The organism is Streptococcus sp. sy010, assembly GCF_007859175.1.
GTDB lineage: Bacteria > Bacillota > Bacilli > Lactobacillales > Streptococcaceae > Streptococcus.
Genome location: NZ_VOHO01000003.1, coordinates 1 through 13,705 on the forward strand (window position 1 = coordinate 1; position 13,705 = coordinate 13,705).

Annotated in this window: 13 protein-coding genes; 10 read left to right on the plus strand and 3 right to left on the minus strand. The window is 39.4% G+C overall.

Translation table 11 applies throughout. From position 1 onward, the window contains the following. Together FRX51_RS03370 and manA are read left to right on the plus strand one after the other, a co-directional pair. The coding region (locus FRX51_RS03370; protein WP_146495848.1) for a sigma-70 family RNA polymerase sigma factor at positions 1-459 on the plus strand (459 nt) is incomplete at its 5' end. A 116-nt stretch (positions 460-575) separates the two neighbouring features. Further along, positions 576-1,523 (plus strand): mannose-6-phosphate isomerase, class I, encoded by a 948-nt coding sequence (manA, locus tag FRX51_RS03375; RefSeq protein WP_146495850.1) that lies wholly within the window; start codon positions 576-578, stop codon positions 1,521-1,523. A 33-nt stretch (positions 1,524-1,556) separates the two neighbouring features. Here the strand turns inward: manA and FRX51_RS03380 are convergent, their stop codons facing one another. Next, positions 1,557-2,285, minus strand: coding sequence for a pseudouridine synthase (locus tag FRX51_RS03380; protein ID WP_146495852.1), 729 nt, complete (start codon positions 2,283-2,285; stop codon positions 1,557-1,559). A gap of 1 nt (position 2,286) precedes the next feature. Beyond that, on the minus strand, positions 2,287-3,447 hold the full coding sequence (locus FRX51_RS03385; RefSeq protein ID WP_146495854.1) for an MFS transporter: 1,161 nt from the start codon (positions 3,445-3,447) through the stop codon (positions 2,287-2,289). A gap of 184 nt (positions 3,448-3,631) precedes the next feature. On the opposite strand from FRX51_RS03385, the gene secA reads away from it, so the two are divergent. The 6 genes from secA to FRX51_RS03415 all read left to right on the plus strand — a co-directional run bounded on the left by secA (position 3,632) and on the right by FRX51_RS03415 (position 10,539). Further along, entirely contained in the window at positions 3,632-6,160 is a 2,529-nt protein-coding gene (secA, locus tag FRX51_RS03390) for a preprotein translocase subunit SecA (protein WP_146495856.1), read from the plus strand. Between the two features lie 52 nt (positions 6,161-6,212). Next, entirely contained in the window at positions 6,213-6,578 is a 366-nt protein-coding gene (gene acpS / locus FRX51_RS03395) for a holo-ACP synthase (RefSeq protein ID WP_146496109.1), read from the plus strand. After that, positions 6,565-7,698, plus strand: a complete 1,134-nt coding sequence (alr, locus tag FRX51_RS03400) for an alanine racemase (RefSeq protein WP_146495858.1) — start codon at positions 6,565-6,567, stop codon at positions 7,696-7,698. The genes acpS and alr overlap by 14 nt, the downstream gene beginning before the upstream one ends. Next, complete coding sequence (gene recG, locus FRX51_RS03405) at positions 7,685-9,700, plus strand: ATP-dependent DNA helicase RecG (protein ID WP_146495860.1); 2,016 nt, start codon at positions 7,685-7,687, stop codon at positions 9,698-9,700. The genes alr and recG overlap by 14 nt, the downstream gene beginning before the upstream one ends. A gap of 159 nt (positions 9,701-9,859) precedes the next feature. Beyond that, complete coding sequence (locus tag FRX51_RS03410; RefSeq protein ID WP_146495862.1) at positions 9,860-10,321, plus strand: hypothetical protein; 462 nt, start codon at positions 9,860-9,862, stop codon at positions 10,319-10,321. Between the two features lie 8 nt (positions 10,322-10,329). Continuing rightward, positions 10,330-10,539 carry a helix-turn-helix transcriptional regulator gene (locus FRX51_RS03415; protein WP_146495864.1) on the plus strand — a complete coding sequence of 70 codons (210 nt, stop codon included), beginning with the start codon at positions 10,330-10,332 and terminating at the stop codon, positions 10,537-10,539. Positions 10,540-10,604: 65 nt separating this feature from the next. Here FRX51_RS03415 and FRX51_RS03420 read toward each other — a convergent pair whose 3' ends face one another. Further along, positions 10,605-11,564 carry an asparaginase gene (locus FRX51_RS03420; RefSeq protein ID WP_146495866.1) on the minus strand — a complete coding sequence of 320 codons (960 nt, stop codon included), beginning with the start codon at positions 11,562-11,564 and terminating at the stop codon, positions 10,605-10,607. Between the two features lie 84 nt (positions 11,565-11,648). On the opposite strand from FRX51_RS03420, the gene FRX51_RS03425 reads away from it, so the two are divergent. Beyond that, positions 11,649-13,046, plus strand: coding sequence for a Cof-type HAD-IIB family hydrolase (locus FRX51_RS03425; RefSeq protein WP_146495868.1), 1,398 nt, complete (start codon positions 11,649-11,651; stop codon positions 13,044-13,046). Positions 13,047-13,137: 91 nt separating this feature from the next. Then, entirely contained in the window at positions 13,138-13,698 is a 561-nt protein-coding gene (efp, locus tag FRX51_RS03430; RefSeq protein ID WP_146461710.1) for an elongation factor P, read from the plus strand. Positions 13,699-13,705: the final 7 nt, after the last annotated feature.

Consider the following 13,705-nt stretch of genomic DNA (forward strand, 5'->3'; position numbering starts at 1 on the left):
GAGGAATTATATGATAAAGTGAAGCCGATAGTGACTAAGTTGGAGAGAACTTATCAGATAAGAATTTGGCTGCATGATGATTGGGAGCAAGAAGCGATGATTAGTCTGTATCATTTGTGTCAATCTTGCCCTCAAGTCTTGTGGGATGAACATTGTTTACGAATTTATTTCAAGACGAAATTTTCTAATCATGTGAAGGATGTTTTACGCAAACAATGTAGTGTGAAGCGCCAGTTTAATCAAATGACTTATGAGGAAATTGGTGAAGTTGGTCATGCAGTGAGAGCAGAAGGTATGTTATTGGAAGATTATGTGAGCTTTAAATCTTGGTTAGAAGTAATTAGAGAGAATTTAAGTATCAAAGAACAAGTGCAATTGGATAGGTTAATTAGGGGAGAACGTTTTGCGGGGAGAAAAGCCTTACTTAAACAACTTAAAGAACGTTTAGTAGAAGAATAAAAAGTAGATTAGGTAACTAATCTACTTTTAGCTATTAGAGAGAGAAAAGATTAAGTATTGCAGAAGAGAGTGTTGTGGTGTTATAATGAAACTGAATTAAGATAAGGAGAAATAAGATGAAACAACCATTATTTTTACAAGGGACATTGCATGAGAAGATTTGGGGAGGTAATCGACTTGGTACAGTTTTTAATTATGAGCTTAATAGTGATAAGACAGGTGAATATTGGGCTATCTCAGCTCATGGTAACGGTGTTTCACAAATCTTAAATGGTCGCTTTGAAGGAATGGGTTTGGATCAACTATATCACTTAGAACCGGCTCTTTTTGGTTATCCCAAAAGTAAAGTTTTTCCTTTGTTAATTAAGATTTTAGATGCTAATGATTGGCTTAGTGTGCAAGTACATCCGGATGATGCTTATGCTTTAGCCCATGAAGATGAATTGGGTAAGACTGAATGTTGGTATGTCTTGGAAGCTGATGAAGGAGCCGAAATTATCTATGGGCATGCGGCTAAGACTAAAGAGGATTTGAAAGAAATGATTATGACAGGTCAATGGGATAAGTTATTGACACGAGTTTCAGTTAAGGCAGGTGATTTTTTCTATGTGCCAAGTGGAACGATGCATGCCATTGGTCGTGGGATTTTAATTTTGGAAACTCAACAATCAAGCGATACGACCTATCGTGTCTATGATTTTGACCGTCCTGATAAAAGTGGGCAATTGAGAGAATTGCATTTGAAAGAGTCCATAGATGTGTTGACACTTGCTGAGCCAAAAAATAGTCAATCTGTGGATCTTAAAGTAGGAGATTTAATGTCCACGCTTTTGGTTAGCAATGAGTTCTTTACAGTATATAAATGGGAAGTTAAAGGGCAAGCTAGTTTTGCGCAAACAGCACCTTATTATTTGATGAGTGTAATTGAAGGTGCGGGAGATTTACTAATAGACAATGACACTTATTCTTTGAAAAAGGGAGATCATTTTATTCTACCAAATCATGTCACATCATGGGAGTTTTCTGGAGATTTAACCCTGATTGTGAGCTATAGTAATGATTAAAAAAATAGCAGAGAGATAACTCTTTCTGCTATTTTATAATGCCACGTTAAAAATGTCCAAGCTAGTTATTTCTTTTGGAGTTAGACGGCGATAGTCACCTAGTGCTAAATTGGGATCCAGTTGCAAGGGGCCCATGCTTAAACGTTGTAAGTCAGTTACGGTTTTACCACAGGCTTTTACCATACGTTTGACTTGGTGGAATTTACCTTCTTTGATGGTAATTTGAACGAGGCTGGTGTTTTCTTTTTTGCTGGTTGAAAGAATAGTCAAATGGGCAGGTTGGCAGGTGAAATCTTTAAGTATGATACCTTGAGCAAATGCTTGGACATCATCTTGGGTCATGACCCCATCAATCTTGGCTTGATAGCATTTATCCACATGTTTTTTTGGCGATAGCATAGCATGAGCTAGCTGGCCGTTATTGGTTAAGAGAAGAAGACCGTGGGTATCAATGTCCAAGCGACCAACAGGGAAAACGTCTTTATGACGAGCGGTTTCATCAAGTAAATCAAGAACAGTAGTATGGTATTCATCTTGAGTGGCTGAAATAACTCCTTGGGGTTTATTGAGTAAATAATAAACAAATTTTTCATGGGTTAAGGTCTGTCCATTTATGGTGATGTGGTCATTTTGTTCATCAATTTGTTGTTTAGCCAGAGTTGAAATTTCTCCATTTACTAGAACTTGTTTTGTTTTTAAGAGTTTTTTGATTTCATTTCGGCTACCGATGCCACAATCTACTAAAAATTTATCTAGTCGCATGTTAGACTCTCTTTATTTCTTTGACTAATAGCAAAGCACTGATTATTCCACAAGCGATGGTATAAATACCAAAGGCACCAAGACTTGGGTTGATTTTTTCTAAAAAGTTGGGAAGTAAGGCGGCGGTTGCTCCACCGATATTACAACCCATAAGAACGATAGTCATGACAGTATTATCAAGTGGTTTTGGAGCAAGGCCGGCTGCTCGACTAAAAATAATGGTTAAAATGGTACTATAGAAGAATCCTGAAATCATTGCTCCTAATCCCAGTAACCAAAGATTATGGGCAAAGGTAATCCCAACAACGGATAGTCCAAAAATGGTATAGGCTATCCCTAACAGCCAGTGTTTAAAGCGACCAATCAATAAACTAAACAATGTTCCAGCTAAGATTCCCATCATTTGCATTAAGCTGAGAACATAACTAGCTTCTTGAGCTGTTCCGATTCCAGATGTGACAACGATTTGAGGAATTCTCATGGTGAGGAAGGTATTAACATTGATGACAAAAAAGGCTAGAAAAGCGAGATAAAGACTGGTTTGCCATAGGTGTTTTGTTAATTTAGGTTTAGAGAAAGAGGTATCCGTATCAGTTTGTTCTTGACCTAGGTTTTCCTTAGGCACAAAAAGAACAAAGAGCAATAAAATAACTAGGGCAAATAGATAGGCTGCAAAAGCAAATTGCCAGCCAAAACCTAAGAGATAACCAACAAGGGTAGTCAAGCTGGCGCTACCTAATACTTCAGCTGAGCTGCGTAAGCCCATCATCTGTACCCCTTCTTGACCTGTAAAAAAATGTCCAATGATGTTGATGGCACGAGCATTGATGAGTCCGATTCCCAAGCCAAGTAAAATTCTGGCAAAAAGAACTAGCGTAAAGCTAGGAAAAAGAACTGGCATCGAGCCACCAATTGCCATTAAAAATAAACCTAAAATGATGATAGAGCGCTCTGATAAAAATCGGACGATAAGACCGTTTGATAAAAGGCTGACCATAATGGCAAAAGACGTAATCGTAATGAGGTTTTCTACTTGACTAGACGAAATCCCTTCTTTTGCAAAATGACCAATCATTTGGGGCAAGGCAGGGGAAACGGCAAAAGTGGATACTAGCATGGTAGAGAGTGCTAGTAGGCTGATTTTTTCTAAAATTCGTTTCATGGAATCTCCTTTTTAATTGATAGTTATTATTAGTATAACAAATTTCAATGAGATGAGATAGGGACTTGGGACAAGAAGTTTCAAAGAGAAAGGATTGCTTAGCGACATTATAGCCCACTCTTGAATAGCAGTTTATTTCGTGGTATAATAACATGATAATGTATCGTAATTGAGAGGAACTAAAATGGCAAATATGCTACGCACACTTATTGAAAATGATAAGGGTGAAGTGAAAAAATTAAGAAAAATAGCAAAGAAAGTTGAATCTTATGCCGATGAGATGGAAAGCCTGTCTGATGAGGCATTGAAGGCTAAGACGGAAGAATTTAAAAAACGTTATAATTATGGCGAAACCTTAGATGATTTACTGCCAGAAGCTTTTGCTGTTGTACGTGAAGCTGCCAAACGTGTTTTGGGGTTGTTTCCTTATACAGTTCAAATCATGGGGGGAATTGTTCTTCATCATGGTGATGTTCCTGAAATGCGTACTGGTGAAGGTAAGACTCTAACGGCTACCATGCCAGTTTACTTAAATGCCATTTCGGGAGAAGGTGTCCACGTTGTTACGGTCAATGAGTATCTGGCAACTCGTGACGCCATGGAGATGGGTGAGGTTTACAGTTGGCTTGGTTTGTCAGTTGGGATTAACTTGGCTGCAAAATCGTCTTTGGAAAAACGTGAAGCCTATAACTGTGATATTACTTATTCAACCAACTCAGAAATTGGATTCGATTATCTTCGTGATAACATGGTGCAACGTCGAGAAGATATGGTGCAACGCCCGTTGAACTTTGCCTTGGTCGATGAAGTTGACTCAGTCTTGATTGATGAGGCGCGTACACCATTGATCGTTTCAGGTGCTGGTGGAGCAGATATTGATCAGCTTTATATCCGAGCAGATATGTTCGTTAAGACCCTTAAACGTGAAGATTACGCCATTGATGTACCGACTAAGACCATTGGTCTAAAAGATTCTGGTATTGACAAAGCTGAGCAGTATTTCAATTTGGATAACCTTTATGACCTTGAAAATGTGGCCTTGACCCATTATATTGACAATGCTCTTCGTGCCAATTATATTATGACCTTGGATGTGGATTATGTGGTCAGTGAAGAGGGTGAGATTTTAATCGTTGACCAATTTACAGGTCGTACCATGGAAGGTCGTCGTTTCTCTGATGGTCTTCACCAAGCCATTGAAGCCAAGGAAGGTGTCGAGGTTCAAGAAGAAACCAAGACAAGCGCGTCAATCACCTACCAAAACATGTTCCGTATGTATAAAAAATTGGCAGGGATGACAGGTACTGGTAAGACGGAGGAAGAAGAATTCCGTGAAATTTACAACATGCGAATCATTCCAATTCCAACGAATCGTCCAGTCCAACGTATTGACCATCCAGATTTGCTTTATCCAACCTTAGATGCGAAGTTTCGTGCGGTTGTAGCTGATGTCAAAAAGCGTTATCAGACAGGTCAACCTATTCTAGTCGGAACAGCTTCTGTTGATACTAGTGATTTGCTGTCAAAAATGTTGGTTAAAGAAGGTATTCCACATGAAGTTTTGAATGCCAAGAACCATTTTAAAGAAGCACAAATCATTATGAATGCCGGTCAACGTGGAGCAGTTACTATTGCCACCAATATGGCTGGTCGTGGTACCGACATCAAGTTGGGAGAGGGTGTACTAGACCTTGGTGGTCTTTGTGTTATCGGAACAGAGCGTCATGAGAGTCGCCGTATTGATAATCAGTTGCGTGGTCGTGCCGGACGTCAAGGAGATAAGGGAGAATCTCAATTCTATCTATCTTTAGAAGATGACTTGATGAAACGTTTTGGTTCAGAGCGTATTAAAGCCTTCCTTGACCGTATGAATCTCGATGAAGAAGATGCTGTTATCAAGTCTAGCTTGTTGACCAAACAAGTGGAAAGTGCCCAAAAACGTGTTGAGGGTAATAACTATGACGCTCGTAAACAAGTCTTGCAGTATGATGATGTCATGCGCGAGCAACGGGAAATTATTTACGCTAACCGTTATGAAGTCATTACAGCTATTCGTGACTTAGGACCAGAAATTAAGGCCATGATTCAACGTACGATTGATCGTCAAGTTGATGCTCATAGTCGTTTGGATAAGGATGAAGCCCTAGAGGCGATTGTGACCTTTGCTCAAAATAATCTGTTGGATGAAGAAGATATTAACGTGTCTGACTTACAATCATTGAGCTTTACGGAAATTAAAGAAGAATTATATGATCGTGCTATGGAAGTTTATCAACGACAAATGGCAAGATTAAAAGATGAAGACAAGATTCTAGAATTCCAAAAAGTACTTATTTTGATGGTTGTGGATAATCGTTGGACCAGTCATATCGATGCCTTGGATCAATTGAGAAGTGCGGTCGGTTTGCGTGGTTATGCTCAAAACAATCCAATTGTTGAGTACCAATCAGAAGGTTTCCGCATGTTCCAAGATATGATTAGCACAATTGAGTTTGATGTGACGCGTACGATGATGAAGACACAAATTCATGAACAAGAGCGTGAGCATGTGTCACAAAATGCGAGAACAACTGCTCAAGGTAATATTGCAGCTCAAAAGCTTGATTTTGATAGCTTAACTGAGTATGACTTTACTGGTGTGCGCCGTAATGATGCTTGTCCATGTCAATCTGGTAAGAAATTTAAGAATTGTCACGGACGTCAAAAATTTTAAAATAGAAAAGAAGAGAGCGGGCATGGTCTTAGCTCTTTTCTTGGAGAGAAAGATGATTGTAGGGCATGGGATTGATTTGCAAGAGATTTCTGCCATTGAAAAGGCTTATGATAAGCGGCCCAATTTTGTAAAAAAAGTACTGACACCTAAGGAATTAGTTAGGTTTGATCAATTACCTAAAAAAAGGGCAATGGCCTATCTAGCAGGTCGCTGGGCAGCCAAGGAAGCCTTTGCTAAGGCAATGGGAACAGGAATTGGAAAACTAAACTTTTTAGCTATTGAAATCCTATCTGATGAGAAGGGAGCACCAGTAGTGACCCAGTCACTATTTCCTGGTCATGTTTTTGTTTCCATCAGTCATAGTGGTCAATTGGCTCAAGCCAGTGTTATTTTGGAGGAAGAAAATGGTAGCAAGTAAGCATAGACCAACGAGAGCGATTGTTGATTTGGCAGCAATTCAAGCCAATGTTGAGGTTATTAAAAGTTGTCTAAGAGAAAAGGTACAGACCTTTGCAGTGGTCAAGGCTAATGCCTATGGTCATGGTGCGGTAGAGGTTGCGAAGAGCTTGCAATCTTTTGTTGATGGTTATTGTGTGTCGAATTTGGACGAGGCTTTGGAGTTACGACAGGCAGGTTTAACACAAGCTATTTTGATTTTGGGAGTGATTGAAGCTGAAGATGTGGGCCTAGCAATTCGTCATAATCTCATGCTAACGGTAACGAGTCAGGAATGGTTGGACCGTCTTTTGTCAACGCAAGACCAACAAGATTTAGAGGGCTTGCAAGTACATCTTAAGATTGATTCAGGTATGGGACGTGTTGGTTTTCGTGAAGCTGATGAGATCAACAAATCTATGTCTGCCTTAGATAAGGTTGGTGCTAGAGTTGTAGGGATTTTCACGCATTTTGCAACGGCTGATGAGGCAGACGATAGCAAGTTTCAAGAACAATTAGCACGCTTTAAGAGCATCTTGTCAAACTTGACTCAAATTCCTGAATTGGTTCATGCTAGTAATTCAGCCACTACGCTTTGGCATAAGGACGGTATTTTTAATGCCGTTCGCTTAGGTGTGGCGATTTATGGTCAGAATCCTAGTGGGCTAGAGCTGCCACTTCCTTTTGACTTAAAACTAGCCTTACGTTTGGAGAGCCAGTTGGTTCAAGTCAAACAAATGAAGGCTGGTCAGTCAGTTGGGTATGGTGCAACCTATGTCGCTTGTGAAGATGAGATTATTGCGACGGTACCGATAGGTTATGCAGATGGCTGGTTGCGGCGTTTACAAGGAGCAAAAGTTTTAGTGGATGGTCAATTTTGTGAAATTGTTGGTCGTGTTTCCATGGATCAGATAACACTCCGATTACCCAAGGTATATCCTTTGGGAACAAAAGTGACATTGATTGGTCAAGATAAGGACCAACTTATTACGGCAACTGACTTAGCACAATTTTCTCAGACCATCAATTACGAAATTCTATGTTTGATTAGTGAACGCGTGCCAAGAATTTATCAACAAGGATCGGCTCATGAAATTGGATGATCAAATAGCGAACTTGAAAGGTTTTGGGCCTAAAACGGCTGAAAACTTTCTCAAACTTGGGATTGAGACCATTGAAGATTTGCTCTGCTATTATCCCTTTCGTTATGAGGATTTTCAGCGTCGGTCAGTAGCTGAGCTGGTGGATGGAGAAAAGGCGCTCGTCTTAGGAACTGTTGTGACACCAGCAGTCGTGCAATATTATGGTTTTAAGCGTAATCGTCTAGCCTTTAAGATAAAGCAAGATGAACATGTTTTGGCAGTTAATTTTTTCAATCAACCCTATTGGCAGGACAAGATTCAACTGGGGCAAGAAGTGGCTGTTTTTGGCAAATGGGATAGTAAAAAAGCCAGTTTAACTGGCATTAAGGTACTTGCTCAAGTTAGTGACGAGTTGCAGCCCGTTTATCATCTAGTTAAGGGAATATCGCAGACAAGTTTGGTTAAGGCGATAAAATCAGCCTTGGATATGGGTTATTTAGAGTTATTACCAGAAAATCTCCCCCAGTATTTGTTGGATAAATACCGTTTGTTAGATCGTCAAACCGCCGTTTTAGCCATGCATTTTCCAACGGATTTAACCTATTATAAACAGGCTTTAAGGCGATTAAAGTTTGAAGAATTTTTCTATTTTCAATTGAAATTACAAATCTTAAAAGCGAGTCATCAAGTGGAAAATTCAGGTACGGTGTTAGCCTATGATGAGCGTCGATTAGCAGAGCGTCTGTCTAATTTGCCCTTTACCTTAACCTCGGCTCAAGAACGTAGTTTATCTGAGATCTTAGCTGACATGAAATCAAATAAGCACATGAACCGACTGTTACAAGGAGATGTGGGTTCAGGCAAGACGATTATCGCTAGTTTAGCCATGTATGCCGCCCACACAGCGGGCTATCAGTCAGCTTTAATGGTGCCAACAGAGATTTTAGCAGAACAGCATTACATGACTTTGTCTGACCTTTTTCCTGATTTGACCATAGCACTTTTAACGTCTGGCATGAAGGCGGCAGCTCGTCGAACGGTATTGGCAGGCATTGCTGAGGGTTCGATTGATTTGGTTGTGGGTACTCACGCGCTAATTCAAGAAGGGGTATCGTATCATCGTTTAGGTTTGGTGATTACAGATGAGCAACATCGATTTGGTGTGAAACAACGTCGTTTATTTAGGGAAAAAGGAGTTAATCCAGATGTTTTAATGATGACTGCAACGCCGATTCCACGAACTTTGGCAATCACAGCTTTTGGTGATATGGACGTTTCGATCATCGATCAATTACCTGCTGGTCGAAAACCCATTATCACACGATGGGTTAAGCATGAACAGTTAGCTCAAGTTTGGGATTGGTTATTAGAAGAAGTCGCTAAACAATCCCAGATTTATATCATTTCTCCCTTGATTGAAGAATCCGAAGTGTTAGATTTGAAAAATGCAGAAACACTGCATCAAGAATTGGTCGCTTTATTTGGTGAAAAAGCTAGGGTGGCCTTGATGCACGGTCGCATGAAGTCAGATGACAAAGAGCAGATTATGACAGCCTTCAAAAATCATGAACTAGATATTTTGGTCTCAACCACAGTCATTGAGGTTGGAGTTAATGTCCCTAATGCTAGTATTATGATTATTATGGATGCTGACCGTTTTGGTTTGAGTCAACTCCACCAATTACGTGGACGTGTCGGTCGAGGAAATAAACAATCCTATGCCATTTTGGTCGCTAATCCTAAAACCGATACAGGTAAAGAACGCATGCGAATCATGTGTGAAACAACAGATGGTTTTGTACTAGCAGAAGCAGATCTCAAGATGAGAGGTTCGGGTGATGTTTTTGGTACCAAGCAGTCAGGCATTCCAGAATTTAAGTTAGCTGATTTGGTGCAGGATTATCCAATTTTGGAAGAAGCCAGAAAGGTAACACAAGCCATTGTTTCAGAAGCAAATTGGCAGGACAATCCTCGTTATGCTCCTATCCGCCCTTATCTAGTCGTTGAGAAAGAATTTGACTAGTTAAAGAGATGTTAAACATCAAAATTTATCGTTTTTCGATAAAAAATAGTTGCAAAACAAAATATTTCTGTTATACTAATAGTATCATGTGATAATTATTAAATAGAGCTCATTTAATGGTAACCCTTTATTTGTAAGATGAGAGAGGAAATATTTAAGATGAAAAATAAGGATATGTCTTATTTGAAATACGGTGTGTGGTTATGTAATATTTTGATTGCTATCCACTTGATGATTGCGATTGGCTTAGTCATTTTTAGTATGATTGGTGTCGTTAACAATGGCTATTTGACAGATTGGTTGGCTAATTTCCAAAAAACCAATGTCTTGCTATCTGGTTTATCAGTGACGATTTTTGGTGTTATTTTTATGTTGTGGAATTTGGTATTACCAATTGCTATTTTGATTTGTATTCGTCAATTTTTCAAAAACATTTTAACCAATCATGTATTTATTTTTCAAAATGTCCGTTTGGCGCGTATCTTAACAGTGTTAACCGCTGTGGTTGGTATTGTCTCAATGAACTTGACTTATGTTTTAATTGCTGGTTTGATTTGGGCAATGTCTAAGGTGATTGAGCAAGCTAATGTCATTGCAGAAGAAAATAAATTTATTATTTAGGAGTAGATATGATTATTGTCAATCTCGATGTTGAACTAGCTAAGAAAAAAATGAAGCTAGGCGAATTGGCTGAACGTATTGGTATCACCAATGCCAATCTGTCTATTCTAAAGACAGGAAAAGCCAAGGCTATTCGCTTTACAACCTTAGAGGCTATTTGTCGTGAGCTAGATTGTCAACCAGGAGATATTTTGGAATATGTCGCTGACGAACAATAGTCATCTATCATCTCAAAAAAAAACCCCTTGATACTTATCAAGGGGCTTTCTATTGTCTATTTTCATTAGCCTTCAATATAATCTTTTAATGCTTGTCCACGAAGACCAGCATTTAGGGCAATGAGTAATTTTAATCTGGCTTTTTGGGCATTGAGTTCTTTGACAAACATCACCCCTTGTTCAGCAAGTAAGACGCCACCACCCTTATAAGCATATACTGGTTCAGCAATACCGTTGAAACAACGAGATACGAGAACGACAGGGATTTGCTGTGCTAAAAGCTGACTTAAGGCAGGAATCGTATCAGGTGGCATATTGCCAGCCCCGAGTGCTTCAATAACGACCCCATCAATCTTATCAGGAGTTAATAAGCTAATGATGCCATCCCCCATGCCAGCATAGGCCTTGATGATTGGGACAGTGCCTTCAATCTTTTCCAAATCAAAACGAACCCTAGGTTCTGCTGTTTGGAAGAAAAGAACATCATGCTTCATGATAATACCCAAGGGCCCATGAGTTGGTGTTTGAAAGGTAGATACATTAGTCGTATGGGTTTTGGTCACATACTTAGCTGCGTGAATTTCATCATTCATAACAACCAAGACTCCCTTATCATAAGCCTTGTCATGACTGGCAACACGAAGAGCAGAAAGATAATTATAAATGCCATCACTTCCCAGTTCATTGGATGAACGCATAGCTCCTGTAATGACAATTGGGATTTGTGGAAGAGTCATGGTATCCAAAAAATAAGCCGTTTCTTCCAAAGTATCTGTCCCGTGAGTAATAACCACTCCATCAATCTGTTTTGCCTTTTCTTTAATCAATTGATAAAGTTTTAGCATGTGACTGGGTCTAACATGTGGACTGGGTAAGTTAAACAGGTCTAGAACTTCCAAGTCTAGATTATCAAGAGTCAGTCCCACATGGTTCATAGGGTTAGTGGTTTCAGGTCTGACCTTCCCAGTGTCATCAGCTTGCATAGAAATGGTGCCACCTGTATGGAGCACAAGAATTTTTTTCATAAGTCTTCTTTCAATTCCTAAAATATGTTATTATTATTGTAACATATCGTAAAAAAAGTGTGAAGCAAGAGATGAGGGATTGAAATGGCAATAAAAGCAGTATTTTTTGATATTGACGGCACTTTGCTGAACGATGTTAAATCTGTGCAAAAATCCACACAAGCAGCCATTAAAGACTTACATCGTCAAGGTATTTTGGTTGGTGTGGCAACTGGTCGTGGACCAGGTTTTATCAATCGCTTTATGGAAAATCTAGAGTTAGATTTTGCTGTTGCTTATAATGGTCAGTATATTTTTACAAGAGATCGCGTCCTTTATACTAACCCCCTACCCAAATCTGCTGTTTATCGAACCATTAAATATGCTTCTGGCAGAAAGCGTGAAATTTCCTTGGGAACAGCAACTGGTTTGGTTGGTTCTAACATTATTAACCTAGGCACCAGTCGTTTTGGCCAAGTTATCAGTCGTGTGGTGCCTAAAAGCTGGGCTAAGATGGTGCAAAAAACGTTTAAGCATGCGATTAGACGCTTTAAACCTCAACGTCCTGCTGACTTATTGACCATCATGAAAGAGCCGATTTATCAGGTAGTCTTAGTTGCGACTCAAGATGAAACCGATCAATTAAAAGAGAAATTTCCACAATTGACCATCACAAGAAGTAGCCCCTACTCAGCCGATTTGATTGCTAAGGGGATGTCGAAATTAAAAGGTATTGAGAAGGTCGGTGAATTTTTTGGTTTTGCCATTAACGAGGTCATGGCTTTTGGTGATTCCGATAATGATTTAGAAATGCTATCAGGTGTGGGAATTGGTGTGGCGATGGGAAATGGTAGTCAAGAAGCCAAACAAACTGCAACCTATACAACAACTAGTAACAATCAGGATGGCATTGCTAAGGCATTAGCCCACTATGGTTTGATTCATTTAGGAAGCGAGTCTAATTTTACAAGTAGTGATGATAATTTCAATAAGGTTCGTGATTTCCATGAACTGATGGATGGCAGTTTGCGTGATTTACCAAAAGCATTTGATAATCATGAGGCTAGTCGTCGAGTTAATTTCAAAGCAGAAGAGCTCGTTGAGTTTCTATATGCTAGTCAATCTAGTCTAGATGCTTTTCAAGAGCAAGTGGCAGCCCTACATCAAGCGATTGATCAGGCTGTCGTTAAAGTTAGTCAAAAACCAGCAACAGATGATCAGATGGTTGGTCAAGTAGATGCTCTAGCAGATCTTTTGTATTTTACTTATGGGTCGTTTACGCTGATGGGTATTGATCCTAAACCCATCTTTGATACGGTTCATGAGGCCAATATTGGCAAAATTTTTCCAGATGGCAAGCCTCATTTTGACCCAGTAACGCATAAGATTTTGAAACCTGACCAATGGCGAGAACCAGAGCCTGCAATTAAGTTAGAGTTGGATCGCCAAATCCGTAAGGCTCAGGCGCGACAAATCCAAAAAGAAAAGTCACTAAAGAACTGACTAAGGGTGTCTTATTTTATTAAAACATTTGAGTCTTGATGGTTTTTGTGGTAAAATGAAGTGATAATAATTTGAATAAAGAGGTATCATTATGATTGAAGCAAGTAAATTAAAGGCAGGAATGACCTTTGTAACAACAGATGGCAAGTTGATTAAAGTATTAGAAGCTAGCCACCATAAACCAGGTAAGGGAAATACCATCATGCGAATGAAATTGCGTGATATCCGTAGTGGTTCAACTTTTGATACGAGCTATCGTCCAGAGGAAAAATTTGAGCAAGCGATTATTGAAACACGTCCAGCTCAATACCTTTACAAGATGGACGACACAGCCTACTTCATGGATACTGAAAGCTACGAACAATATGAAATTCCAGTAGCTAACGTGGAAAATGAATTACTTTACATTCTAGAAAATTCAGATGTGAAAATCCAATTCTACGGTACAGAAGTTATCGGTGTGACCATTCCAACAACAGTTGAATTGACGGTTGCTGAAACTCAACCATCAATCAAGGGTGCAACCGTGACAGGTTCAGGTAAACCAGCGACTATGGAAACAGGTCTTGTTGTCAATGTACCAGATTTCATCGAGGCTGGTCAAAAATTGGTCATCAATACAGCTGAAGGGACTTATGTCTCACGCGCTTAATTAGTCA

Coding starts and splice junctions, on each gene's coding strand:
- alr (WP_146495858.1), top strand. CDS start 6,565: ATGGTAGCAAGTAAGCATAGACCAACGAGAGCGATTGTTGATTTGGCA.
- FRX51_RS03385 (WP_146495854.1), bottom strand. CDS start 3,447: ATGAAACGAATTTTAGAAAAAATCAGCCTACTAGCACTCTCTACCATG.
- recG (WP_146495860.1), top strand. CDS start 7,685: ATGAAATTGGATGATCAAATAGCGAACTTGAAAGGTTTTGGGCCTAAA.
- FRX51_RS03380 (WP_146495852.1), bottom strand. CDS start 2,285: ATGCGACTAGATAAATTTTTAGTAGATTGTGGCATCGGTAGCCGAAAT.
- secA (WP_146495856.1), top strand. CDS start 3,632: ATGGCAAATATGCTACGCACACTTATTGAAAATGATAAGGGTGAAGTG.
- acpS (WP_146496109.1), top strand. CDS start 6,213: ATGATTGTAGGGCATGGGATTGATTTGCAAGAGATTTCTGCCATTGAA.
- efp (WP_146461710.1), top strand. CDS start 13,138: ATGATTGAAGCAAGTAAATTAAAGGCAGGAATGACCTTTGTAACAACA.
- manA (WP_146495850.1), top strand. CDS start 576: ATGAAACAACCATTATTTTTACAAGGGACATTGCATGAGAAGATTTGG.
- FRX51_RS03410 (WP_146495862.1), top strand. CDS start 9,860: ATGAAAAATAAGGATATGTCTTATTTGAAATACGGTGTGTGGTTATGT.
- FRX51_RS03415 (WP_146495864.1), top strand. CDS start 10,330: ATGATTATTGTCAATCTCGATGTTGAACTAGCTAAGAAAAAAATGAAG.
- FRX51_RS03425 (WP_146495868.1), top strand. CDS start 11,649: ATGGCAATAAAAGCAGTATTTTTTGATATTGACGGCACTTTGCTGAAC.
- FRX51_RS03420 (WP_146495866.1), bottom strand. CDS start 11,564: ATGAAAAAAATTCTTGTGCTCCATACAGGTGGCACCATTTCTATGCAA.